Origin of the sequence: Limosilactobacillus frumenti DSM 13145, from assembly GCF_001436045.1 — a bacterium.
In the GTDB taxonomy this organism is placed as follows: domain Bacteria; phylum Bacillota; class Bacilli; order Lactobacillales; family Lactobacillaceae; genus Limosilactobacillus; species Limosilactobacillus frumenti.
The window spans coordinates 57,544-79,485 of the sequence record NZ_AZER01000014.1 but is presented as its reverse complement, the minus strand read 5'-3'; the positions used below and the strand labels follow the sequence as shown (position 1 = coordinate 79,485).

The 21,942-nt window shown below is 41.5% G+C and carries 22 protein-coding genes and 1 pseudogene; 12 read left to right on the top strand and 11 right to left on the bottom strand.

Going from position 1 to position 21,942, the window contains the following annotated elements; all coding sequences use genetic code 11:
- Window positions 1-71: 71 nt before the first annotated feature.
- Both FD27_RS03550 and hisS read left to right on the top strand, forming a co-directional pair.
- Complete coding sequence (locus tag FD27_RS03550; RefSeq protein ID WP_057749628.1) at window positions 72-1,247, top strand: MDR family MFS transporter; 1,176 nt, start codon at window positions 72-74, stop codon at window positions 1,245-1,247.
- Window positions 1,248-1,395: 148 nt separating this feature from the next.
- Window positions 1,396-2,673 (top strand): histidine--tRNA ligase, encoded by a 1,278-nt coding sequence (gene hisS / locus FD27_RS03545; protein WP_057749625.1) that lies wholly within the window; start codon window positions 1,396-1,398, stop codon window positions 2,671-2,673.
- 64 nt (window positions 2,674-2,737) lie between these two features.
- Here the strand turns inward: hisS and FD27_RS03540 are convergent, their stop codons facing one another.
- Window positions 2,738-3,379: an NAD(P)H-hydrate epimerase gene (locus tag FD27_RS03540; RefSeq protein WP_057749622.1), complete on the bottom strand. Its 642-nt coding sequence runs from the start codon at window positions 3,377-3,379 to the stop codon at window positions 2,738-2,740.
- A 187-nt stretch (window positions 3,380-3,566) separates the two neighbouring features.
- Here FD27_RS03540 and FD27_RS03535 point away from each other — a divergent pair, with 187 nt between their 5' ends.
- Window positions 3,567-3,887, top strand: a complete 321-nt coding sequence (locus FD27_RS03535; protein WP_057749620.1) for a DUF7671 family protein — start codon at window positions 3,567-3,569, stop codon at window positions 3,885-3,887.
- Window positions 3,888-3,935: 48 nt separating this feature from the next.
- On the opposite strand, the gene FD27_RS03530 is transcribed toward FD27_RS03535, so the two are convergent.
- On the bottom strand, window positions 3,936-4,334 hold the full coding sequence (locus FD27_RS03530) for a DUF488 domain-containing protein (RefSeq protein WP_057749617.1): 399 nt from the start codon (window positions 4,332-4,334) through the stop codon (window positions 3,936-3,938).
- A gap of 61 nt (window positions 4,335-4,395) precedes the next feature.
- Between FD27_RS03530 and FD27_RS03525 the strand changes: the two genes are divergently transcribed.
- From FD27_RS03525 to FD27_RS03500, 6 genes are all read left to right on the top strand, one after another.
- Complete coding sequence (locus FD27_RS03525) at window positions 4,396-5,040, top strand: DNA-3-methyladenine glycosylase (protein ID WP_057749614.1); 645 nt, start codon at window positions 4,396-4,398, stop codon at window positions 5,038-5,040.
- On the top strand, window positions 5,040-6,197 hold the full coding sequence (locus tag FD27_RS03520; protein WP_057749611.1) for an ATP-binding protein: 1,158 nt from the start codon (window positions 5,040-5,042) through the stop codon (window positions 6,195-6,197). The genes FD27_RS03525 and FD27_RS03520 overlap by 1 nt, the downstream gene beginning before the upstream one ends.
- Before the next feature lie 2 nt (window positions 6,198-6,199).
- The gene (locus FD27_RS03515; RefSeq protein WP_057749608.1) at window positions 6,200-7,474 is read left to right on the top strand and encodes a vWA domain-containing protein; all 1,275 of its coding nucleotides are present in this window, start codon (window positions 6,200-6,202) and stop codon (window positions 7,472-7,474) included.
- Between the two features lies 1 nt (window position 7,475).
- A complete protein-coding gene (locus tag FD27_RS03510) occupies window positions 7,476-7,769 on the top strand; it encodes a hypothetical protein (RefSeq protein WP_057749605.1) in 294 nt (97 codons plus the stop codon).
- A 53-nt stretch (window positions 7,770-7,822) separates the two neighbouring features.
- Window positions 7,823-9,727, top strand: a complete 1,905-nt coding sequence (locus FD27_RS03505) for a M13 family metallopeptidase (RefSeq protein ID WP_057749603.1) — start codon at window positions 7,823-7,825, stop codon at window positions 9,725-9,727.
- Window positions 9,728-9,926: 199 nt separating this feature from the next.
- On the top strand, window positions 9,927-10,571 hold the full coding sequence (locus tag FD27_RS03500; protein WP_057749598.1) for a helix-turn-helix domain-containing protein: 645 nt from the start codon (window positions 9,927-9,929) through the stop codon (window positions 10,569-10,571).
- 110 nt (window positions 10,572-10,681) lie between these two features.
- Here the strand turns inward: FD27_RS03500 and FD27_RS03495 are convergent, their stop codons facing one another.
- Window positions 10,682-12,184: a glycosyltransferase gene (locus FD27_RS03495; RefSeq protein ID WP_057749595.1), complete on the bottom strand. Its 1,503-nt coding sequence runs from the start codon at window positions 12,182-12,184 to the stop codon at window positions 10,682-10,684.
- Window positions 12,185-12,416: 232 nt separating this feature from the next.
- Between FD27_RS03495 and FD27_RS03490 the strand changes: the two are divergent.
- Window positions 12,417-12,925 (top strand): annotated as a pseudogene (locus tag FD27_RS03490) (O-acetyl-ADP-ribose deacetylase).
- Between the two features lie 205 nt (window positions 12,926-13,130).
- On the opposite strand, the gene FD27_RS03485 reads toward FD27_RS03490, so the two are convergent.
- From FD27_RS03485 to greA, 6 genes are all read right to left on the bottom strand, one after another.
- Entirely contained in the window at window positions 13,131-15,071 is a 1,941-nt protein-coding gene (locus tag FD27_RS03485) for an ABC transporter permease (protein WP_057749592.1), read from the bottom strand.
- A 1-nt stretch (window position 15,072) separates the two neighbouring features.
- A complete protein-coding gene (locus FD27_RS03480) occupies window positions 15,073-15,828 on the bottom strand; it encodes an ABC transporter ATP-binding protein (protein ID WP_057749589.1) in 756 nt (251 codons plus the stop codon).
- Between the two features lie 358 nt (window positions 15,829-16,186).
- Window positions 16,187-17,185 (bottom strand): sensor histidine kinase, encoded by a 999-nt coding sequence (locus FD27_RS03475; protein ID WP_057749586.1) that lies wholly within the window; start codon window positions 17,183-17,185, stop codon window positions 16,187-16,189.
- Window positions 17,175-17,858 (bottom strand): response regulator transcription factor, encoded by a 684-nt coding sequence (locus FD27_RS03470; protein ID WP_057749583.1) that lies wholly within the window; start codon window positions 17,856-17,858, stop codon window positions 17,175-17,177. Before FD27_RS03470 ends, FD27_RS03475 begins: the two co-directional genes overlap by 11 nt.
- Window positions 17,859-18,004: 146 nt before the next feature.
- Complete coding sequence (pnuC, locus tag FD27_RS03465) at window positions 18,005-18,760, bottom strand: nicotinamide riboside transporter PnuC (RefSeq protein ID WP_057749580.1); 756 nt, start codon at window positions 18,758-18,760, stop codon at window positions 18,005-18,007.
- A gap of 216 nt (window positions 18,761-18,976) precedes the next feature.
- Window positions 18,977-19,495 carry a transcription elongation factor GreA gene (gene greA / locus FD27_RS03460; RefSeq protein ID WP_057749577.1) on the bottom strand — a complete coding sequence of 173 codons (519 nt, stop codon included), beginning with the start codon at window positions 19,493-19,495 and terminating at the stop codon, window positions 18,977-18,979.
- 101 nt (window positions 19,496-19,596) lie between these two features.
- On the opposite strand from greA, the gene FD27_RS03455 reads away from it, so the two are divergent.
- Window positions 19,597-20,760, top strand: coding sequence for a hypothetical protein (locus tag FD27_RS03455; RefSeq protein ID WP_057749574.1), 1,164 nt, complete (start codon window positions 19,597-19,599; stop codon window positions 20,758-20,760).
- A 22-nt stretch (window positions 20,761-20,782) separates the two neighbouring features.
- Window positions 20,783-21,109, top strand: coding sequence for a hypothetical protein (locus FD27_RS03450; protein WP_057749572.1), 327 nt, complete (start codon window positions 20,783-20,785; stop codon window positions 21,107-21,109).
- An 81-nt stretch (window positions 21,110-21,190) separates the two neighbouring features.
- On the opposite strand, the gene FD27_RS03445 is transcribed toward FD27_RS03450, so the two are convergent.
- Window positions 21,191-21,418, bottom strand: coding sequence for a hypothetical protein (locus FD27_RS03445; protein WP_057749569.1), 228 nt, complete (start codon window positions 21,416-21,418; stop codon window positions 21,191-21,193).
- A gap of 16 nt (window positions 21,419-21,434) precedes the next feature.
- Window positions 21,435-21,941, bottom strand: coding sequence for a YbhB/YbcL family Raf kinase inhibitor-like protein (locus tag FD27_RS03440; RefSeq protein WP_057749566.1), 507 nt, complete (start codon window positions 21,939-21,941; stop codon window positions 21,435-21,437).
- Window position 21,942: the final 1 nt, after the last annotated feature.

The window sequence follows — 21,942 nt, the reverse complement described above, 5'->3', positions numbered from 1 at the left end:
CCATAACGGGGTGTTGCTATTGAAGCAGGCTCCGTTTTGTTATGTGTTGGGGACACTAGACGGGGAGGATTATGACAAACCAAAAAGTTGTTCATTTGAAATGGGTAGCATTAGCGAGCCTGTTAAATAACACCGGGGCGGCATTTATCTGGCCACTAACAACCATGTATGTGAATAAATACTTGCACCAGACGCTAACGACGGCGGGAATTGTAATGCTCTTTATTTCCATTGCAATGATGACGGGCAATTACCTTGGTGGATGGTTATTTGACCATTGGAGTCCGTATAAATCAGCTGTGTTAGGAGTTACGTGCTCTACTTTGGCGATTGCAAGTTTAATTATGTTTCATGGCTGGCCATGGTTTGCAATACTACTTGTGGTTAATAGCTTTGGTGATGGCATCAATATGACGATCATTAACTCCTATGGGACCGGGGTCGCTAACCATACTTCACGTTTTGTTTTCAACTATATTTACATGGCTTTTAATGTGGGGGTTGTGATTGGAACTTTACTGGTTGGTATTCTTTTACCGATAAGTGTTGTTTTAGTATTTTCTGTGGCGACAATCTTTTACCTGGCCTTGTCCTTAGTGGTGATCTGGACATTCAATGCTCCGTTAGCAAAACGGCAAAAGAATCAACCACGACATGCCAAAGTAAACTTGAAGGGGCAGCCATTATTGCAACTGGTTTACCTCATTTTGTTAAATGTGATTACGATCCACATTAGTTATTCTTTATGGGAAAGTGTTTTGGCAGTTCACATGACCAATATGGGGATCCCGTTTTATGACTACAGTATGTTGTGGACAATCAACGGCGTCATTATTATTATCGGTCAACCCCTTGTCAGCAAACTAAGTCCATACGTCAGGTTATCTAAGCAGATCTTAATCGGCATAGCGATTTTTGGTAGCTCTTTCTTTCTGCTGATTTTTATCCGAACATTACCGTTCTTTATTGTCGACTTTGTGATTCTGACAATTGGTGAAACATTAAGTTTTGCGGGTTTACCAGCCTGGATCACCCAACTAACGGGGGTAGAACGTGCCGGTCATTATCAAGGACTTTACAATATTGTGATCTCCGTGGGCCGGGCGATTGGACCGCTTTATGGTGGATATGTGATCGAAAATAGTTCGTATCAACTATTGTTCCTGTCAGCATTTCTAATGATTACCATTACGCTGATAATTGTGGGGTTAAAATTAATGCATATTCATCGCGCCGCCAGGACATGACGGCTACCCAAACACTAATAGCTATGGTAAAATCACACATGAATATCAATAGAATCTGTTGAAATAAAGAATGATGAACCAATCATTTGATTCGCCCTCTAAGGCGACTAGTCTTAGCGGGCCTTTTTGTGGTGAAAGGAGTACACACATGGAATATCAAAAGCCAAAAGGAACTGCGGATTTACTGCCAGGGACAACGAATGTCTGGGAAAAGGTTGAAGCAGTTGCACGGGACGTCTTTGCAGAATTCGGCTATCGGGGAATTCGGACGCCAATGTTTGAAGACTACAATGTTTTCTCCCGAAACGTTGGTGACACGTCAGATATCGTGGAAAAGGAAATGTATGATTTCCATGATAAGGGTGACCGCCACATAGCGTTACGGCCGGAAGGAACAGCCGGAGTTGTGCGGGCATACGTCGAAAACAAACTTTATGGTCCTGAATATCCAAAACCATACAAGGTTTACTATATGGGACCAATGTTCCGTTATGAGCGGCCACAATCTGGGCGACAACGTGAATTTCACCAAATTGGTGTGGAAGCTTTGAACAATGAGTCACCACAAATTGATGTTGAAGTTATCGCAATGGCCATGACCCTTTTTAAGCGTTTTGGTGTGCCAAACGTTAAGCTAGTTATCAATACCCTGGGTGACAAAAAGGTGCGGGAAGACTACCGCCAAGCATTGATCGACTTTTTGAAGCCTCATTATGATGAATTAAGTTCAGATTCACAGGAACGGATGTATCGGAACCCATTACGGGTCCTGGATAGTAAAGATGCTGGCGATAAGAAAATTGTTGCTCAAGCACCTTCAATTCTGGATTACCTGGATGATGAATCACAACAATACTTTGATTCTGTTCAAGCTCTTCTTAAGAAGCTCGGCATTGATTATGAAATCGACACTAACATGGTGCGGGGTCTGGATTACTACAACCACACTATTTTTGAAATCATGTCTGATTCACCGGTCTTTGGTGGCGGCTTTACCACGGTTTGTGCTGGTGGTCGTTATAATGGACTGATTAATCAATTAGGTGGCCCTGAAGAAGGGGGAATTGGTTTTGGTATGGGTGTTGAACGCTTGATGCTTTTACTGAAGCAGGAAAATCCAGACTTTGCCCCGAAGGACCAATTGGATGTCTTCTTTGCCAGTGCCAATGCTGACGGGGATGAATTAGCATTCAATATTTTGAATAAGATTCGTCAAGCTGGTATTGTGGCTGACAAGGATTACTCAGGCGTTAAGGTTGGTAAGCAAATCAAGGAGGCCTTCCGGCGTAATGCCAAATACTTCGCTGTCTTTGGAGAACGCGAAGTTGAAGAAGGCCAATTCCAACTGAAGAATGCAGCAACAAAGGACACCGTTGATGTTAAGATTGACGACTTTGTTGCTGATCCAGCAAAGTATTTGAAATAATATAATAAAAGGGCTTTAGGAAGCGTCTCATCGATGGACTTCCTAAAGCCTTTGTTATATCTACTTAGTCATCGACGGCATAAGTACCCATGTCATCAGCGATCGCAATGCGCCCAGCGTAATCCTTGCCATCATTCTTAGTTAAGCCGACCTTGTTGAAGGCAAAGGTAACTGTCAAATCAGCCTTGACGGCCACGCCCATTACCTCACCAGTATCAGTGTTAATTCCTGAAGGCATGTCAACCGCCACAACAACTGCTGAAGCTTGATTAATGGCCTTAATAGCATCAGCGTAAGCACCTTCAACTGGACGGTCAATTCCGATACCAAACATTGCATCGACAATTAATGTGGCCTTGTTGAGAATTGCCAAGTCAGTTGTTTCTGGAATTTGGTAATAATGACAAATCCGTTCTTGGACTTGGTGTTCGTCAGAAGTATGTGCTGGGTTACCAACATTGAGGATGGTGACATCTACACCAGCAATATGTAATAGACGGGCCACATCAAGGCCATCACCACCATTGTTTCCTGTTCCGGCGACCACGACGACATGGTCAAGGTTGATTGGAAAAGCATTTAGAATCTCGTCCCGAACAGCCAGCGCTGCCCGTTCCATCAATACAAGCGATGGAACTCCAATATGGTTAATGGTGTAAGAATCATAATGACGCATTTGCTCTGCTGTGATAGCTTGTGAAGACATTATAAGGACCTCCTAAAATCATTACTAACTCCAGCTTACCACTGATTGTGAAGATTGGTGATGACTTCGTGACAAATTAAACAAGGCCCGGTACAATTGAAATGATAACTTTATGATTGAGAATACCAGTAGTAGTTTCTGGCAAGAATTTCTAATCATGAAGAACTAGTTGAGAAAGGGTAATAAGATGAGTAAAAAGGGTAAGTATGAAGTCCAAAAGTTTACCTGTATTCCAGTAGAACCTGATGCTAGCGGTAAATATCAGCTCAAACCAGACCAGGATGGTGAAGCCAAGTTCCATACCTGGCGAACTGGGAAACATACCAAAGGAAAATACCAACGACCAGGTCAATTAATGATGACTGAAAACAACCTAATTGCGGTCATCATTGCGGCGGAACCAATGGCATTTAAGAATCGCCACAGTGAAACACCGCTGCAGCGCTTCTTGACAACCTTTGTTGATGACGATGTTCTCCAAGCGGGTCTTGCTAAATTGAGTAAGTAATCAAATCGGCCACTAGCGTTCGAGTATGAACGTCAGTGGCCGGTTAATTTATTTGGTAGGTTTTGGTGCGGAGACAACCTCGACGTTGAGGTCTTGTGCTAATTTATTAGCGAGGACAACTGCCTGATTGTGTTCCACATCTTTAGCGCCAAATAACAAAATAACGTCTTGTTGTTTGATTTGTTCCTTAACGATTGCCCGGAGTGAATTATAAGGTGCCGGGGTTTTATCCAGTTCCGCCAGGTACCGTTGTTGAAATTCTGGGTATTTAGCTAGGTCGTGGTTAAACCACTTCCGGAGGTCATTACTAGGTCCAACTTCTTTTAACCATTGATCCAGGTGAGCATTGACCTTGGAAATCCCCCGTGGCCATAAGCGATCAACCAAAATCCGATAGCCATTTAAATCAGCAGGCTTAGTGTAAATTCGTTCTAACTTAAGCTTCATAGATGATTCACCTTCTATTTAGTGATAACTTTAGGATAGTACTTTTTAAGGAGGAAATAAAATGGCGTTAACTGATTACCAAAAATTCTTTACTGGTCGACCAACACAAGAAATTGCCAAGTCTTTGCTAGGCAAACAGCTAGTTTTCCGTGGTGGTCAGCAGCCAACTGCGGGCGTTATTGTCGAAACAGAAGCGTACCTAGGTGAACATGATTCGGCTTCCCATGCCTTTAATGGACGGCGGACAAACTATTCTGAATCTCTATATGGTAATCCTGGTAATATTTATGTTTATCAAATTAGAGCACATTATTGCTTTGATGTGGTTGTCCAGGATGCGGAAGAACCGCAAGGGGTCCTTATCCGGGCTATTCAGCCGACTATGGGAGTGGACCAAATGCAGGAGAATCGGGGGATGAAAGGTTTCAACATCAGTAATGGGCCCGGCAAATTAATGGCAGCTTTAGGAATTCAATCACGCAATCTAGATGGTCAACCGCTGGAAACAAGCCCGTTGACGATTGAACTAACCAAAGATTATAAAATTCCCCGGGAAATAATTACCACTAGTCGGGTGGGTGTTAATCTGCATGGTAAGAATGGCAAGAGCCCATACCGCTTTTATGTCAAGGGTAACCCTTACGTTTCTGGGCTCCGTAAACGTGAGATGGACCTAACAACATTTGGATGGAAGGAAGAACCCTAATGGCATTAACTTATCAACAATTATTAACCGCGGTTCCATTAGTCATTCGTGCGGGGAATGTTCCTAACATTGTTGGCGAAGCTGGTGTGGGAAAGTCGGCACTAGTGGCCGATATAGCTCACCAAATGGGTGCCAAACTGTTTACAACGGTTGTCAGTCTGAGCGAAAAGGGTGATCTCGCTATTCCAGTTCCACCTTTAACGAGTGAGTCATTTGTTGAGACTAAACAATACGGGCGATTAGCGAATATCCAGTTTGGTTATTCAGAAACGTTGGTCCAAATCATTAAATATGCGGAAGCTCATCCCGATCAACCAATTATTTGGTTCCTCGATGAATTTAACCGGGGACCCCAAGCTGTTCAGTCGGAGTTAATGAACCTCGTTTTGCAACGACAAATTAACTCCTTACTATTGCCGACGCAAGTTCATATTGTAATTGCAGAGAATCCTGACAATACAATGACAGGATTTGAACATAGCGATTATGGGGTTGCTATTGGTGATGCAGCAATTAAAGATCGGACGGTACGGCTGGTGATGGCAACGTCATTGGACGACTGGTTGAAATGGGCTAAACAGAAGGTAAATGGTAATCGGAGCCGGATTAACCCGTTAGTTATTTCCTATTTAGAAGAATATCCGCAACGGTTGAGCAGTCAACCATCTTACGATAGTGATTTGGTACCAACACCGCGGGCATGGGAACGTGTATCACGGAATTTGGATCAGCTCGAGCAGCTTGAAAAGGACCAACAAAAAGCGCTTGCACCAGACTTGTTTAGCGGTGATCTGGGGGTTGAAGTAGGTGTTTCATTTGCTGAATACGTACAAGTCCATGGGCAGGAAGTTACGTTGACCGAATTGATGAAGGGACCACTAGCGACCTTTGATCAGCTGAGTGAAGAACACCAGGTAACCTTATTAAACCAATGGATCAAAGACGGTCCACAGACATTAACGACAGGTAAAACGGCAGCCTTATTTATTCACTATTTAAAACAAGTATCCGCAGACGGCCAGTATGCATTAACCAGAACCATTGGCGACCAGCCTAATTTACTAACTTCGCTATACCGGGCTGCCCAAAACGGTGTCCATGCGGTTACAGATTTATATCAACAATTAGCTGCAATTGCTACTCGTGAGGACCGCTAGTCATGGTGAAATTAACAAAACAATTATCGATGTTTCGGAAGCATCCTACAGACCAGGTGTTGGCCAAACAAATCATTGCCACCGCGATTGTTGTTGTTTTACAACAACGACGCCTTTTAGGGGAAGTTCTCTTACAACTACCACGCCAAATCAGTGATCAAGCATCTGACAATATTGGATTGCGCTGGCAAGGAAGCCAGTTACAATTAGTAATTTCCACAAAATATATGCAAACGGTCGATGCCGGCACATTAACCTTAATGCTTGAACACCAAGCTTTACATTTGCTTTGGCAACATCCTCTTCGTTACCAAAAGGCACTTCACCCAGGACTAGTGAAGGTAGCAACGGATGTCGCGGTTAACCAGTACTTGCCAGTGACGCCGGCAGGAACAACTGATCTTGGACAAATGGAACGACTATTACAGCGCAAATTACCGCAGCATCAGGATTCAGGGATCTATTTAAGGATTCTCGAAACACTAACTATTCAAGAACGTAAACGGTTAAAACATGCGGGATGGCAGCTGGATAAAAGTGACCCAATGGGAAAACAAGGTAGTGCCGACAACCATCAGGGCTGGCAGAGTGGTGTTCCCACTGCGAGTGAGCAAAATATTCGCCTCGCTCATCTAAAGGCCATTACTCAGCGGGCTTTTCAACGAACACCGCATCGTGATCGGGGGTTAATCCCTGGTGAGGTATTAGAACAATTACAGGGACCTAATCAAGCAGGAGAAATGGAATGGCGTAAGGTTTTACGGCGTCAGGTAGGTTTGATGGTGCATGGCCGTAAGGAGACCCATGCTCGTTTTAACCGTCGTCAACCAGTGCGGATGGAATTAGCCGGCCAAGTGAGCCGCCTTGTCAATGAACTATTGGTATTTGTCGATAATTCCGGATCTGTTAGTAACCAAGAGTTATCCCAGGTCCTGAATGAGATTCGTCAGTTAAAACAACGCTATGATGTCTCGTTAACAATGTACCCGTTTGACGCTAAGGTTCACGAAAATGACGGCCAAACAGGGACGAGGATGATTAAAATGCAACGTTCTGGTGGCGGTGGAACTGCCTTCCAACCAATTTTTGACTTTTTAGAAAGTAAACGAATCAACCCCGCCACTCACCAGATTATTATCATCACTGATGGCTATGGTGAACGAAAAATTAATCAGTACCAGTACAAACACATCGATTGGTTGCTGACTAGCTCACCAGTAGAATTATCTGTCGTTTATCCGCAAGGACGGATTTTAACAATGAAGGGTGATTACTAAAATGGCAAAATTATTAGAACCAGCAACAATGCACGAAATTCTGACCCATTCGGATTCATACCAGCGGGCCGTGAAATTACTTCACCAAGATTGGGAGGTGGATGGCCTGTCACTCTTCCATAACCGTTTACAGGGAGCAGATATTAAGTTTGCCCGTTTATTGCAGTCCAACCGCTTGGTCCTTGGTGAAATTGATTTGGACAACTATCGAGCAGTGAGTGAACTTATTAACCAGCACCCTCAATGGTTCAGTACTAGCGCCCGTCATGAATTACTCCGGCCATTTGAAGGTTGAAATAGTATAATTGAAAATAATGAATTAAAAGACGTAGTTAGGAGGAAAAAAGCGTGGCAGTGAATAACAAATTAATAAAGGACGACTTGTATGAGGCAGTCAATGGTGATTGGATTAAAACCGCTAAGATTCCTGATGACAAACCGGCAACCGGGGGCTTTAATGACCTAGTTGACCAGATCGATAAGCAATTAATGGATGACCTGGATAAATTTGCCGATGGCAAGGAAAAGAGCGATGATCCCCGCTTTAACGAAATGGTGAAGCTCTACCGGATTGCGAAGAAATTTGACTTACGTAAGAAGGTTGGCCCACGGCCGCTAAAGTTGATGCTCAAAGGGGTTGAAGCGCTACAGTCGTATGATGATTATAATGCCCAATGGCGAAACTGGATCTTGACGGGGATGCCATCACCAGTTGCCTTTGATATTGACGCTGACATGAAAAATGCAACGATCTATGCATTATTTGCGGCAGCTCCATCATTGATTTTGCCTGATAAAAGTTACTATGAATCGGCTAAAAAGCAGGAACATGATCAATTACTTAATTTGTGGACTTCCATGATGAAGGAATTGATGAAGAAGCTTGACTATCAGGATGACCAAGCTAACAAATACATTGAAAACGCCAAGAAATTTGATGCCCTCTTAGCACCACACGTTAAGAGTGCCGAAGAGGCGGCTGACTATAGTAAGATGTACAATCCACAAAGTGTGGCTGATTTAGCAGCTTCTACTGATCAATTGGACATTGCAGGAGTTATTAAACGGTTAGTTAAGGCTACCCCTGATAAGGTCATCGTTACAGAACCCCAATATTTCCAAGCCTTGAATGATATTTTGCAAGATCATTTTGAACTATTTAAGGCATGGTTATTAGTTGGCGTTATTCGTGATAATGCTAGTTACTTAGATGATGAGACCCGGGAGATTAACGGCCGTTATTCACGCGCTTTGTCGGGCAGTAAAAAGCCGGTTAGTCAACGAAAATTCTCCTATTACTTAGCTCGTGATGTTTTCAGCCAAGTGATGGGTGATTATTATGGTAAAAAGTACTTTGGGCCCCAAGCTAAACAAGATGTTCACCACATGGTTGAGCAAATGATTAAGGTTTACAAGGGCCGCCTTGCTAATAACACCTGGTTAGGGAAGGCTACCCGTGATAAGGCGATCCTGAAGTTAGATAAGTTAGGAATTCAGGTTGGTTATCCTGATAGTATTCCAGCTCTATACGACCACCTGAAAGTTCAAGAGGGCGAGTCATTAATTGCCAACATCAACCAGCTAAACGTTGTTGCCAACAAAGAAATGTTCGGTCGTTGGAACAAACCAGTTGATCGGATGCGGTGGGAAATGAGTGCTGCTACGGTTAATGCTTACTACCACCCATTTAAGAATATTATTGTGTTCCCGGCAGCTATTCTGCAGGCACCATTCTACTCGTTGAAGCAAAGTAGTAGTGAAAACTACGGTGGAATTGGGGCTGTCATTGCCCATGAAATTTCTCACGCTTTCGATAACAATGGGGCGCTCTTTGATGAGCTGGGGAATTTAAACAATTGGTGGACGGAAGAAGATTCGGCCCACTTCAAGCAACTAGCTCAGAAGATGATCAAGGAATTTGATGGCCTTGATTTTGCTGGCCAAAAGGTTAACGGTAAATTGACTGTTTCAGAAAATATTGCCGACGGTGGTGGCTTGAGTTGTGCTCTGGAAGCTGCTAAACAAGAGGACGACTTTAATGCCAAGGAATTCTTTATTAACTGGGCAACCATTTGGCGAATGAAGGCAACAAAGCAATATGAACAATTGCTTTTGTCGATTGATGTTCATGCCCCACAAAAATTACGGGCAAATGTTCAGGCCCAGAATCTGGCAGACTTCTACCAAGCTTTTGATATTCAACCCGGCGATGGAATGTATAAGGCACCAGAAGACCGCGTTAATATTTGGTAATGCTTGACTAAAAGTGTTGGGCCATCACACAAGTTAAACCAATAAGAGTCAACTAAAACTACTCATGTCTGATAATGATGGACATGGGTAGTTTTCTAATTAGCCATGAATCTGAGCGTGACTTTTCGCTGTTTTTTGGTATGTTATTAGCATGAATTATTTCCCGGGGAATCAATTTGTTAATGTGGAGGATTACAATATGGAATTTGCCCAGAAGATGAAGGAATATCGTAATAGTCACGGTTGGACCCAGCAAGAAGTAGCAGAAAAGCTGAATGTTTCACGTAAAACAATTTCTAGTTGGGAAAATAAGCGATCGTATCCGGATATCTTTATGCTTGTTCAAATTAGTGATCTGTACCACGTCACTTTAGATGATTTACTCAGGGAGGATCATGAAATGATTAATAACTATAAGAAAGAACACGCTACTGATGCCAAGAAAGATCGTGCATTTGTCAATTCTTATTGGATTAATATTATTGGTAGTATTTATTTCATGTTAAACAGCTGTGGTTTGGTTCGGTTAAGCATGCTGCCTGACGGTTGGCGTTGGCTGTTAGGTGCCTTAGTCGGCTTGGTGATCGTTAATGCTTTTTGTCTATTGAGTCAGACTAATTGGCAGCAGTTATCTAAGCCGACTAAGCTGGGGATGTTAGCAACGGGAGTAGTGCTAGCAGCGCTATTGACCCGTATTTTCAGTATTAACTTATTCCATAATGCCAGCTCTTCTTATACGTTTGGCTATGGATTTGGTCAAGGCTTTACTGTTGGTGTTGCTGCACTATCCATTACTGAATTGCTATGGTTATATGCACAGTTTAATCAACGGAGAAACGCCTGAAAATATATAAATATTTAAAGCCATTGATGATATTTCTTGTTTGATACCGTAATATCGTCAATGGCTTTTATTATTTAATTATAGGGGTCTTAATTGAATATTTAAGTTAATTACAGTGGTAAGTGCTCATCTTTCAAAAATTGTTGCCATTGCTTAACAACATTTTTCATGGAATATTTTGACGCAGCTTGTTGGGCATGTTTGGAATAAGACATTAGAAGATCCTTATTACTTAATAGTTTATCTAAAACGACATAAAGATAGTGGGTATCACCGTCTGGGATCAAGCGACCGCTGATCCCGTCCTCAATAATATCTGCAGGCCCATAATTAATATCATAGCTTACAGCAGGGCAGGCATGACTCTGGGCTTCTAGTAGTGCCATGGCAAAGCCTTCAAAAGAGCTGGTTAAGACTTCTATTTGGGCATGCTCATAAACGTCAGTTAAATCATGCTGATAACCGCAAAAATGGATATAATCACTGGCATTGTGGCGCTGAACAATCTTTTTTAATTCATTAGAGGTAGCGTAATTATTATATTCGTCATCATATCCATATATTTTTAAATCAACGGCGGGATGTTTCTTTTTGAGTAAAATCACGGTATTAATTAGGTGGTCAAGTCGTTTAACATGACTTAACCTAGCGATTGCAATTAATTGACCAGGCTGTCGTTTATTAAATGGAATCTCTTTATTTAACTGCTCTTCGGAAATGTAAGTAACAGGGATTGCATAGCTCGCTGTCGTTGCAAATCTTTTACTAGCATCACGCGCTTCACGTTTAGTTGCAGAAATTAACCCATTTAATTGATGATTTTGGAGCATTTCTTTAATTGGCTCATAAACACTGAATAATTTTCCGGCGGATTGACCATCTGTTGTAATTGCCGAATGAAACACTTGATAACGGGGAACATTGCTCTTCATTTCTGCAAAGCTTTGGAGGGCAACATCAGATCGATCACTAATCATCACAGCTTGTGGGTCAGTGCTTGCTAATTCATCTAGAAAGTAAGCTTGCAATGAAGCTTCACTGTCAAATTGTAATTCTTGCCCATGATCGAATAGCTGAATCAATGTCAAAACTGGTGCATTGTTTTCTCCTCCACGGAAATGGTAAAGTATTTTAACTTTTCCCTGGTAGTCATAGTATTGACGCATTACTACTCGGGCTCTGTCTTCAAAAAATTCGGAATAAGTTAAACAACCATTGTCATAGAAATCACGACGATCAGAAAAACCAAAACGATCAACATAGTCGACATAGTAAAGGCGACCATTGTTTAAGTTCACTTGAATTCTTTTTTTTCCATCACGATAAGCAATATTATCCTTAATGTCGAATCGGGATGGTTGCAAAACGCGCTTCACTAATTGTTGGTCATCTTCAGTGTGTTTGTAGGGTAAACGCTGGTAGTATTGAAAAAGGTTAATGACACGATTAGTAGTTCCTAATTTCTGTTCTACTTGTTGGTGAGCCCAATTGTATTGCATTGTTACTACTCGCGATTCTATTCCTAATTTATCGAAAATATGCATGCGCTTTACTTGTGCTAGTTCAATGGCGGACGTTAATAAGTCTTCACGATTAGTAATAAAATAATACATTCTTATTCTCCTTCATTAAATAAAGAGCATTATTTACAAATCAAAATAACTGTGAATTTTGTGCTCAGCATTTTATATGATAAATAGATTGAGTTTTTCTTTTTTGAATGTTGTATCATGATTATTTTAAATTGCTTTTAATGAGTAAATGATTTATCGTGATGTTGAAGTTATTTAATAGGTTTTATATTAAATAATATACTACTTATTTTAAACAATGAAGGGATATCAAATGAAACAATTCGATGCCATTCAAGGTGATATTACGAAAATTGATGTTGATGCGATTGTTAATGCTGCCAACACAACACTGATGGGTGGCGGTGGTGTCGATGGCGCCATTCATCGAGCAGCCGGTCCAGGACTTTATGCAGCGTGTTTGAAATTTCATGGCTGTCCAACTGGTGAGGCACGAATAACTAGTGGCTTTAATTTACCAGCTAACTACATTATCCATACACCGGGTCCTATTTGGCATGGTGGTCATAATGGTGAACCTGAGTTGTTAGCTAATTCTTATTTTAATAGTCTGCAATTAGCGGAAGACAATGGCTGCCATACGGTTGCCTTTCCCTCAATCAGCACGGGAGTCTATGCCTTTCATTGGAAAAAGCGGCTAAGATTGCAGTTAACACAATTCATAATTTTTTGATGGATAGTCAAGTAGTTGATGGGGTAATGATGGTATGTTTTGATCCAGAAACGCTAGCTGTTTATCAAAATCAATTACATCTACAATAAATAAAAAGAGGGTTAGAAAAAACGTTTTGCTTTTTCTAACCCTCTTCTCTGTCACTAGTAGTCTCGAACTTACCGAGTCTAATCGCGGGAATTAACCAGAGCCTTCGCGGCTAACTACGAACGACTTTGATGATTTCATCACCATTCATCGTTCTAGGTTAGTCCACCAGGCTCTTGATAAGGTTAATTTCCAGCTTCTTTCTGTTTATTCAATTGATTTGACCGGACTATCAACAATTTGTTGATATGTTCGGGTTGTTAAACCATATAGTATTAGGTATAACGCTAATAAACTAATGGCGACAATTGCTCCAACGGTAAGCATCAGTGGTAGGTTGTAGAAGTTTAACTGGATCATTATTTGACGAATTGCGGGGATGGCAAAGCCAAGATTGATTATGGCACCAATCACTGGCATCAGGAAAACCATCAATACTTGACTGTGAATACTTTTCACAGTTTCTTGTTCGCTTAGGCCAACTTGTTGCATTGTATGGAATCGTTCATGATCAGCGTATCCTTCAGAAATTTGTTTAAAGTAAATAACAATGGTGGTAGTGATTGCAAGCGCAATACTAATCAAGATCCCAATGAAAACCAGGCCACCGTACAAACCATTAATCAGTGATGTGATTGTAGCTTTTCCAGTGAAAGCCATGTTGTTCATTTTTAGTTGTGATTGTAAGTCTTGTTCAAACTTAATCCGGGCCTTTTGGGTTCCTTTAAGCTGGTAATTAAATGTGGTAACGGTTGCTAGGGGCGTGTGTTGTGGAAGCTTATTGACCACAATAAACAATGGTGTATAGATACTATGATCAGGGTTAAAGTACTGGTCAAAATGGGCCAACTTTTTAGCGTGGTAGGTCTGGTTATTAACGGTGATTTTACCATAATGGCCCTTGTTGTTAGCATATGCTAGTGCTTGGTTACCAGAAAGGTGAACATGCTGATTGGTAATCTTGTTGTACTCCTTAGTTGTCAATAAAATTACCGAACCGCTGGTCTTATTATCCATTTTTTGGATTGTCCCTTGATTGATAAAATGATTATTACGCCAATAACCATATTGCGGAACAGTCATTTGGTAATGGACATAGTCGTTCACTTTAGCATTATGATGGTGCGCTACTGTTGAAATCGTTGACTGTTGATCCTTGGTCAATGTCTGGGTACCAACCATGACAACGTCGTCGGGAGAGTAAGACTTCACTGTGCTGCCAATGCCGACGTAAAGGGTAATGGAGGTGAACAGGATCACTAAGATGGAACTGCAAAGCAGACAAATGGTCGCTAAGCTGGCACCGTTTTGCTCCATCCGTTGAAGCATTCCTGATACGGCAATAAAGTGCCGTGGTTGATAATAAAAATGCTTATTCCGCTGTAAGAGATGCAGTAAAATGATGCTCCCAATAATAAAGACGAGATAGGTCCCAACAACGAGGAGCATTACGGCCAACATGAAGTGGGAAATAGCAGAAATCCGCGGCTTGATTGTCAAAGTGATGTAATAAGCCCAGATTAACAGAATAAAGCCGATAATGCCGCCCAGAGTGTAGAGGACACCGTGTTGTTTGTGACTGGCAGCTTGAGGTTGCCAAAGCTGATTTGGTGTCATGCGGTGCAGTTTGATTAAATCAATAATCATAATGATCACAAATAAGCTGACGGTAATGATGATCGTTTTTAGGATGGCAGAAGAAACGAACCATGGTTGGGTGAGGTGACCGATATTAAGCAAATATCCCAGACCTAAAAAGGCTAATTTCTCAAAAATAATGCCGAAGATAAGACCAGTTACTAAACTGATTACCATGAGGTAGCACTTTTCAATAATGGTGAGTAACTGAAGGTTATGACTGGTCATCCCCAACATACTATATAAGCCCATTTCTTGACTACGTTGTTGCCATAAGAAGCGGTTAACGTAAATAAGAAAGGCTAAAGTTACTAACAAAATAAACTTGAAACCGAGATCTAACATGGCAGTGGTAACGGATCCGGTATTGAGCTTCTTTAAACTAGTGTTGGCAGAGATTGCAATGAAGATGTAGTTAATTGCAACTAACATAATGGTTGCCATTAAATATGGACCATAGGAGCGCATATTCCGTTTAAAACTAGAATTGATTAGCTGAAAGTAGAGCATATTATTCACCACCATTCGTTAGCGTCATCATCGTGTTGCTAATTTGTTCTTGATAGTCCTTAAATGATTCATCGCCACGGAAAAGCTCATGATAGATTTGACCATCTTTGATGAAAAGGGTTCGTTTAGCATGACTAGCAGCTGCGGCACTGTGCGTAACCATGATAATGGTTTGACCGTTCTGGTTTACCGTGTCAAAGAGGTGGAGAATCTCATTACTAGTATTAGAGTCCAGGGCACCAGTGGGTTCATCAGCCAGTAGTAAGTCGGGTTGGGTGATTAAGGCACGGGCAATTGCAATCCGTTGCTGCTGACCGCCAGAAATCTCACTTGGGTAACGGTCAATAATTTTATTAATCCCTAAAGCTTGTGCTAGGGGTTTCAGACGTTGATCCATTTCGTTGATCGGCGCGCGTGCCAGGACTAATGGCAGGTAAATGTTGTCACGATTAGAAAGACTATCTAGTAAGTTGAAATGTTGAAAAATAAAACCAAGGTGTTCGCGCCGGTACTTAGCAGCTTCATCGGCGGTCAGGTCATTAAGATCTTGCCCATTTAGTAGTGCTTCACCGGCGTTCGCTTTTTCTAGTGTTGCAATAATATTAAGGAGAGTACTCTTACCAGCACCAGATTCTCCCATAATTGCAATATATTCACCAGGGTTAACGTCGAAGCTAATGTCCTTTAATGCCTTTACCGGGTGACTTGAGTTTTCATTATATGTTCTTTGAATATGACTAAGATGGAGTAATTGCATTTTGTTCATCCCTTTCAGTTGGTTAACGTGCCGTTAGGCGATTGATCGTAGTATTGATATTATCTGAAATGTACGTGGTTACTAATACAATGTAGTCGAAACGTGAGCAGTAGCTGATTGGCCATTCACACTGATGAATCGGGTGTGACTATCCTAATCAGCCTTGCGGGGGCTCGACGAAAACAAGTTTTATGGTTCGCTCTCTCGCCAGGAGCCTGTCATGACTATAATCTCTTTATTAGGCCTTCATTAGGAGAAATTGCTAATCTCTTTGCTGGATTACAATTTTATTATAAAAAGGCTCTCCGGCAATTCCTACTTACAGAATTGCGGAGAACCTTACAAAATTGTAATGTTGTTAATTTGTTACTTCATCATTAGAAGGTGTTAAACGAACATTAGTAGTGGGGAACTGTAAACTTGCCGTTGTCCCTTTACCAATCTGTGAGCTTACCGTTAAATTAAAATTTAACTGCGTAGTAACCTTTTTAACGAGGTAGAGCCCCATTCCTGTTGATTTGGTGGTTTGATGACCGTTATGTCCGGAGAAACCATTTTCATAAATTCGTGGTAAGTCACTAGAGGAGATTCCTTCACCGTGGTCGATGATTAACAGACAGTTACGGCGCCACTTAATCGTAATTGTGGCTCCCTGAGGTGAATATTTAATAGCATTGGCGAGCAATTGATAGATACAGAAGCGCAGCCATTTGCGGTCAGTGAGTATTTTGACGTTATTAAGGTTAATTAATTGCGGCGCCAATTGGCGATGGATAAAAATTGGCGCATTCTGTTTCAGAATGTCACTAATAAGAGCTGAAATACTAATCCATTCAAAGTTGAAATCATGATTAGTCATTGCTAGCCGTTCGTCATTGAGCAGCATGTTGAGTTGATCATTAGCTTGGTGTACAGCGTGGATCACCACTTGACTAGGGACAGCATCACTTGTTTCGGCAGCTGCTTGTAAACTAGTTAATGAATTTTTGATTTCGTGCGAATATAACTCAACATGGTCCAATTGCATTTGCTGCTGATTATGTAAATGTCGAATAGCTTTTTGATGAGATCGCTTCTGCGAATGAACAACGTTTAGCAACTGAGCTTCAACTGGATTAGTAGCTGTAATTACTTTTTCATGTTGCAGAGCGTTAATTCGCTTTGCAGATTGATAACAATCAAGGGCTTCCCAAACAATCAGCAGTGGGAGGCTGAACCGAATGACGTCTATTAAGAAAGCTACCGATAAGTAGTAGAGCGTTGTTAACAGCCATATTAATGTAATAAATAAAAGGTACCCAATTAGCAGGGGCAGGGCAGCTTTAAATTGTGATCGCCAGAATTGATTATTTTTCATGATTAGTCACCAACCGATATCCTATTCCACGTTCGGTTCGTAAACTATCTTTTAGGTTGACAATGGCTAGTTTAGAACGGAGACGACTAATATTGACGTTTAGCGTATTTTCATTGAGAAATTTGCCACCCTGCCAAAGCCATTCTAGTAACTGTTCTTTGGCAACCGTATGGTTTAAGTGGTTAATAAGAATGGCCAACATGGCGCCTTCAGTTGGGGTTAATTGAACTATTCCAGCAGGCGTTGTTAATTCATAAGTCAGTTGATTAAGCTGATTATTATCCCATATCATCTTTTCATTACTTGGTGCTTGCTGATTACGACGGAGCAGGGCTTGGATTTTTGCCAATAATACCGCTGTAGAGAAAGGCTTCATAATGTAATCGTCCGCGCCAGCAGCAATAGCGTGCATGATATTGCTATCAATATCTGCAGCTGAAATTACAATAATAGGTGACTGACAGACTTTACGAACAGCATTAATCCAGTAGAAGCCGTCAAAAGTCGGCAAGGTAATATCAAATAAAATAATATCCGGTGATGCCTGAGCAATTTCTGTATCAACATGGTCCCAATCATGAACAGTAATGGTTGTATATTTCCACTTATTCAATTCTGTCGTTACCGTTTTGATGATGGTGGGATTATCTTCAACGATAAATATCTTCGCCATGTTAATTTCCTCCTGAACTGGTAATTAACTTGATAATACCCTAAGCAGTTTAGTAACACAAATTAATGTGTTTCATGTGAAACGGTGATAACAAAAAGGGGAACGGTGCTTATTAATAAGCACCGTTCCCCTTTTAGCTTAATGGATTAATTTTTACCTAATCCCAGTTTAGCAGTATATTTAGCTTCTTCCTTTTCCAAACGAGCACGTTCATGTTTGTTGTACCATGGTGAAATAGTGAAGGCTAAGACATCATTGATGATGTAGACCATACTGTTAACAGCCATTGCTAGAGAAGCATCTCCCTGGGCGAAGGTAACTCCCCATAGAACCATTTGGAAAATACCGGAAGCCAACCACCAGAAGTATTGGTTGTTGTAACGGAGAAAACAAATTACGCCCGCCGTCAAACTGATGGAGAAGCTAATAGCGTCGATCCAAGGACGAGGATCATTTGTTAAGGCTCCGATTAAGTAACCAGAAATGACATACACGACGATCGTGGACAGAATTGCTACAATCCATGTCTTTCCGGTAAATTTCCGAATCTTAGAAACCATGTTGATGTTCCAGTTAGCTGATAGGAGGACTGGAATATCCAGAGTAATGACGTACGCTAATTGTTCACCTATACTCAGGTAGTTCTTTGCAGAAAAGCCAACAATAATGAAACAGATGGCGGATAGGATCCCTAACCAACCATTAACGGACTTTGCGGCGTTAATAGCCAGGATACAAAGAACACCCAGCGTAGTCCCAATAAAGGTAATGACGGTAATCCAAGTGATCTTATCATTGACCAAGGTCATTACTTGGCAACCTAAACTAAAGAAGAATAGGTAGTAGTTTTGTTGAGGCCAACCTTTTAGCTGGTGAGCTAAAAAGTGAAAATAGTTTTTCATTACTCAAGATCTCCCATACTATATATTGTTGTGTAAACGCCAATAATGACTATTGCACACAATATATTGTGTGAATTACATTATGGCAACGCCTCTTAGTATAGCATTCTTGAAGGATGAAACAAGCGTTGAAAAGCTCAATTGATCAGTTGATACTGTGAATTAAGATGATTATATCAACACATTCGGAATACGCTAAAAATTTTTACATGATTGTTATTCATCATCACTGAAATTGGATAATTTAACTGCAATAATTTTAACTTGGTAATCGCCTTGCGGAGCATTAACAGTAACGATTTGGCCTACTTTCTGGTGCATGATGGCTTGACCCAATGGTGAGTCAAACGAAACTTTTTGCTTGGCAAGATCAGCTTCCTGCTTGCCGACGATGTGGTAGGTCATTTGATCGTCATCATCAGTAAACTGAACAGTGACGGTCGTTCCTAAATCAACAGTCTGATCATCTGATGGTTTAATAATTTCAGCATATTGCAACTGCTTATTAAGGAAACGTAACCGACTTTCTAGATGCCGTAATTCTCTCTTGGCAGTACTGTACTCGGTATTTTCGGATAAGTCTCCTAGGGCCCGAGCAGCCTTTAACTGGGCAATTTTGGCTGGGCGTTCTGCTTGCAGCTGGGCAATTTGGTGCTGAATCTCTTGATAACCAGTGGCGGTCATTTTCTGGAAGTACACATTGGCCATTGCTTCTTGAATTTTCTTACGTTGCATTGTTATTAACTCCTAATTAACAATTTGCAGATTATTGTTTCCTATTAATTATGATATGATAGAAGGGATAATTCAATTTGTTATGGGAGAGTTTTGGAATAATGAGTGAAGAAGAACATGTTAAACAGTTCCTTAATTCGTCCACGTTTAATCAGCTATCTGCTAATCAACAGAAGCACGCTCAAGCCATTTTGACAAGATTTAACAGCTTTATGAACGACGAGCAGCACCTAGCCGACACTGCGTGGACACCACAGGCAGTTCAGCAAGTGATGGTTGGTCAGTTCATCGCTGATCCAGACTTAACCAATTCGTTCGGGATTGCGGTTGCACCAGTCTTAAAAGCTTACCAACGTTTCTTAAAGGTAGATAACCTTTCAGCATTGGAGCAAGCCATTGATGACCAACGTGCCACCATGAACGAATGTCGGAAGAGTCACCAGACTTTACAAGAACTTAATGGTGAAAAGACTAAAGCTACAAAGGTGAAGACAAAGAAAACACCAGCCCACAAGGCCAAAACTAGTCAAAGAAATTCGTCGGCTAAGAAGCCGACCACTCAGCAGTCTGTTCCTCAAAGTACTTCGCACCCGTTGCCTGCTGCGGAACTATCTGCATTAGTTGATGAAGTTAAGCAGGCAGTATTACAAGCACCAGAATTCCAAGATCAAGCTTTGAATAGTGCTGACCAGCAATACCTAGTAACGCAATTCTTAACCTTGATTAACCAAGAATTCCACCAACGGCCAAATGAATGGCAATTTAATGACCTGCAAATGGTATTAGGAATGATGATGCCATTAGACCCTCACATTACCAAGACAGAAATTGAAAATATTGTTCCAACTGCTCAAGCATTATTTGAGTACCTAAAGCGGACTGGAAATATTGAGATGGAACAATATAAGGTTGGCCTTAAGGCAATTGCCAACATGCAAAACTCGCAAAACGTCTTGGCATCAATGAACCGCAAAGAACGGCAAACACAATTAATGATGTCGTACATCCGGAGTCAGGGTGTAGATATTGATGATGTGAAGAAGACCGACCAGTGGATGGATGAACACCGCACCGAAGTGGCCGACTTTATGAAGACCATCCTTAAACCATGGAGTGCTTACGAACGGCAACAGTTAAAGCACCAACAGCGGGGGCAACAACTGCAGCAGGGGGCTCGTGACCAACAATTGCGGCATAAGAAGCGGGTTCCTCAAGGAATTAAGTTTAGTAAGAAATTGCGGCGGCGCTTACGGCGTCATAAGTAATTCAGAAAGGAGGAATCTGTTAATGAGCATCTACATTCCCGAAAATATGGAAGAAGTTGCAATGAAAGTGGCACAGAATCAGGTTCATGGTCGTCAGGTCAGTCAAGATGAAGTGATCCATGATGCCGTGCGAGATATCCTCCAAGCATTATTGGACGATGCTTTAGAAGGTCATTATGATGATGTGAAGTGGACAGGAAACCAGCTCGAGGTCACCGATGCGATGGGGGCCAAGGTGGGGGTCGTTAGTTCGACCAAGGAAAACTTCGAAGAAGAATTCAAAGCAGATCCAGACCAGTTAAAAGCTCATCTCGCTGATGAAGTTGATCATATCGTTGGTGGTCGTTAAAATAAAATAATTTGAAATCAAAAACCGGTTTAGGGAACGTTACAAGCGTTGCGCTTCCTAAACCGGTTTTTCTTTATTTAATTACAATTTCCGTTGGACTTGGTATTGTTTAGCATTCTTGGTCGAAGCGTCTGGCTTAGCATCCTTAGCGTAAAAGATGGCGTATTCTTCATCGTCAGGGCCCTTGGCGATTACCAAATCATCAGCTTGTCGTTCCTTCTTGAAGATTTGGCCTTTTCGAACAGCTTCATTGTAATCATGAATGTTGGCAATTGAGTCACCAGGATTAAAGAAAATTCTTGTTTCCATAAATATCCTCTCTCTTCTATACCCGACTTGGAATTTCAATACTTGTTGAGTCTAAAACATGTCCCTTGGCGGCGTGACGAAAATCATTTAACCAATAGCCATTTTGTAATGGTAACTGGTCATCTAATGCATAAACCTTTAGTGTGTAGTCATGATCTTTGTCAGGTGGTTGAGGGCCAACATACCCCTGGCTAATTGCAGGATCACCGTTGACCAACCGACCGGCATTACTATTATTGCCCTGAACAAATTGTTCTTTTAATTGGCGGCTAGCATTAGCCGGCAGATCCGCTAACGAGGTGGGGATATTGGCTGCTAACCAGTGAATCCACGTAAAACCACAGACTGGTGTGGAGTCAAAATCAATAAAGACAAGTGCTAAAGTTTTGGTACCCGCTGGCAGGTCACTAACGGTGAGTGGAAATGACTGGACTGGATGATCAGCAATCATTTGGTCAGCAGGAGCGTATTTACCGTACTGGTCTGGTAGATAACCATTTGGCAGGTTAACAGATACTTTCATG

Coding starts and splice junctions, on each gene's coding strand:
- hisS (WP_057749625.1), top strand. CDS start 1,396: ATGGAATATCAAAAGCCAAAAGGAACTGCGGATTTACTGCCAGGGACA.
- FD27_RS03510 (WP_057749605.1), top strand. CDS start 7,476: ATGGCAAAATTATTAGAACCAGCAACAATGCACGAAATTCTGACCCAT.
- FD27_RS03455 (WP_057749574.1), top strand. CDS start 19,597: ATGAGTGAAGAAGAACATGTTAAACAGTTCCTTAATTCGTCCACGTTT.
- greA (WP_057749577.1), bottom strand. CDS start 19,495: ATGCAACGTAAGAAAATTCAAGAAGCAATGGCCAATGTGTACTTCCAG.
- FD27_RS03540 (WP_057749622.1), bottom strand. CDS start 3,379: ATGTCTTCACAAGCTATCACAGCAGAGCAAATGCGTCATTATGATTCT.
- FD27_RS03440 (WP_057749566.1), bottom strand. CDS start 21,941: ATGAAAGTATCTGTTAACCTGCCAAATGGTTATCTACCAGACCAGTAC.
- FD27_RS03515 (WP_057749608.1), top strand. CDS start 6,200: ATGGTGAAATTAACAAAACAATTATCGATGTTTCGGAAGCATCCTACA.
- pnuC (WP_057749580.1), bottom strand. CDS start 18,760: ATGAAAAACTATTTTCACTTTTTAGCTCACCAGCTAAAAGGTTGGCCT.
- FD27_RS03485 (WP_057749592.1), bottom strand. CDS start 15,071: ATGCTCTACTTTCAGCTAATCAATTCTAGTTTTAAACGGAATATGCGC.
- FD27_RS03500 (WP_057749598.1), top strand. CDS start 9,927: ATGGAATTTGCCCAGAAGATGAAGGAATATCGTAATAGTCACGGTTGG.
- FD27_RS03480 (WP_057749589.1), bottom strand. CDS start 15,828: ATGCAATTACTCCATCTTAGTCATATTCAAAGAACATATAATGAAAAC.
- FD27_RS03470 (WP_057749583.1), bottom strand. CDS start 17,858: ATGGCGAAGATATTTATCGTTGAAGATAATCCCACCATCATCAAAACG.
- FD27_RS03525 (WP_057749614.1), top strand. CDS start 4,396: ATGGCGTTAACTGATTACCAAAAATTCTTTACTGGTCGACCAACACAA.
- FD27_RS03445 (WP_057749569.1), bottom strand. CDS start 21,418: ATGGAAACAAGAATTTTCTTTAATCCTGGTGACTCAATTGCCAACATT.
- FD27_RS03520 (WP_057749611.1), top strand. CDS start 5,040: ATGGCATTAACTTATCAACAATTATTAACCGCGGTTCCATTAGTCATT.
- FD27_RS03495 (WP_057749595.1), bottom strand. CDS start 12,184: ATGTATTATTTTATTACTAATCGTGAAGACTTATTAACGTCCGCCATT.
- FD27_RS03475 (WP_057749586.1), bottom strand. CDS start 17,185: ATGAAAAATAATCAATTCTGGCGATCACAATTTAAAGCTGCCCTGCCC.
- FD27_RS03535 (WP_057749620.1), top strand. CDS start 3,567: ATGAGTAAAAAGGGTAAGTATGAAGTCCAAAAGTTTACCTGTATTCCA.
- FD27_RS03550 (WP_057749628.1), top strand. CDS start 72: ATGACAAACCAAAAAGTTGTTCATTTGAAATGGGTAGCATTAGCGAGC.
- FD27_RS03530 (WP_057749617.1), bottom strand. CDS start 4,334: ATGAAGCTTAAGTTAGAACGAATTTACACTAAGCCTGCTGATTTAAAT.
- FD27_RS03450 (WP_057749572.1), top strand. CDS start 20,783: ATGAGCATCTACATTCCCGAAAATATGGAAGAAGTTGCAATGAAAGTG.